This window comes from Allobosea sp. CER48 (genome assembly GCF_044752385.1).
In the GTDB taxonomy this organism is placed as follows: Bacteria; Pseudomonadota; Alphaproteobacteria; order Rhizobiales; family Beijerinckiaceae; genus Allobosea.
This window is the reverse complement of record NZ_JBIWYK010000640.1, coordinates 1-1,456: the sequence shown is the minus strand read 5'-3', so window position 1 is coordinate 1,456 and position 1,456 is coordinate 1. Positions and strand designations below refer to the sequence as shown.

The window sequence follows — 1,456 nt, the reverse complement described above, 5'->3', positions numbered from 1 at the left end:
GGTGATACTCGCTGAACGGCAGATTGCTGCCGGTGTAGAGACCGGTGACGGTGTTGTTTTCGAAGATGCGCCGGATCTGCTCCCCATTCAGCCGTTCGGCCGCGCCAGCCGCCGCCGCGACAAGAATGCCGAGCGCAAGAGCTGAGATTCGCAGATACCGGGCCATCAGCGCTGCGCCAGCCTGCGGCTCATCCGCGGCGTCGGCGCACGCGAGATCAGCCCGTCGCAATACCACGCTGTGCCGTTGTCGGTGTGGTTGCGCGGATTGCCGGGCTCGACCTTGGCCAGCGCATTGACAGCGCCGTTGCCGACATTGCGCAGCACGTAGAGCTCGCCGCTCAGCTCGACGGTGAAGCAATGCACCGTCCGGTCGCTCGGTGGACCGTAGTAGTAGCAGATGCGATCCGGCTTGGTGATCCAGCAGGCATCGGTATTGGGTTGCCAGCCATTATGGCCGAGCGCGCGGCCGTCCGGATCATGGTACTCGGTGAAGAAACCGCCATTGGTGTAGCGCCCCGACACGGTATTGCCCCGGAAGGCACGCTCGATCGCCTCGCCGCTCAATCGCTCCACAGCCTGCGCCGCGGCCATCGGGGCGAGGAGAGCAAGCAGGGCCAGGACCAGCCGACACATCACGCCTTCCAGCTCGGGCGCGTCGACAGGTCGCCATGCCAGCGGCGGATGTGGACGAAATCCTCAGGCAGCGGAATCCGCGACGGCTTCATGAAATCGATGGCGATACCGGCCGTGATATCCGCGACTGTCATGGTTTCCCCGCAGACGAAGGGATTGCTGGCAAGCTGCAGCTCGAGCAGCCAGAGATGGTCGTCGACCTGGTCGCGGTTCGCCTCGGCCCATTCCGGCACCTGCTCCTCCAGTTCTGCCATCGAAGGATGGCTGTGGCGGAAGACTGCCGCGACGCTGGCGAAGAGGCCGAGCTCGACGCGCCGGTTCCACATCTCGATCGTAGCCTGCTCCTTGGCGTCCCGGCCGAACATTGCCGGCTGTGGATGCAGCGCCTCGATATAGCGGCAGATCGCTATGGTTTCCGCGAGTGCCGTGCCGTCGTCGAGCTCCAGCACTGGCAGGCGCTGCGCCGGGTTGATCCGCGTGAACGCCTCGGTCCTGTGTTCCTTCTTGGCGATATCGATCGCCACCAGCTCAGGCAGAGGCACGCCCTTCTCCGCGAAGAAGATGCGGACCCGCCGCGGGTTTGGCGCCCGTCCGCCGTCATAGAGCTTCATCAGATACTCTCCGTCTCCGGCCGCACCCGATCACGGCCTACGCCGGAAGGTCAACCACATGGCGGCGCTTCTTGGCGCCAGAATGGCCTGTGCTGACCGGCAGCCGATGGTTCCGGGGCGGCTTCAGCGCGGGTGGGCGCGGCGCCAGGCCTCCGGCCGTTCGAACTCCAGCGCCCAGAGCCCGCGCCCGGCCGCCCGCGCGTCATCCTCCT

Annotated in this window: 2 protein-coding genes; both read right to left on the bottom strand. The window is 66.0% G+C overall.

The genetic code is table 11. The features are described from left to right. Nucleotides 1-165 precede the first annotated feature (165 nt). Nucleotides 166-633 carry a hypothetical protein gene (locus tag ACIPIA_RS16215; protein WP_400511004.1) on the bottom strand — a complete coding sequence of 156 codons (468 nt, stop codon included), beginning with the start codon at nt 631-633 and terminating at the stop codon, nt 166-168. After that, a complete protein-coding gene (locus tag ACIPIA_RS16210) occupies nt 633-1,244 on the bottom strand; it encodes a glutathione S-transferase family protein (RefSeq protein WP_400511003.1) in 612 nt (203 codons plus the stop codon). Before ACIPIA_RS16210 ends, ACIPIA_RS16215 begins: the two co-directional genes overlap by 1 nt. Nucleotides 1,245-1,456: the final 212 nt, after the last annotated feature.

Bases quoted from the DNA above. Each gene is read 5' to 3' on its own strand.
- ACIPIA_RS16215 (WP_400511004.1), bottom strand. From the start codon at position 633: ATGTGTCGGCTGGTCCTGGCCCTGCTTGCTCTCCTCGCCCCGATGGCC.
- ACIPIA_RS16210 (WP_400511003.1), bottom strand. From the start codon at position 1,244: ATGAAGCTCTATGACGGCGGACGGGCGCCAAACCCGCGGCGGGTCCGC.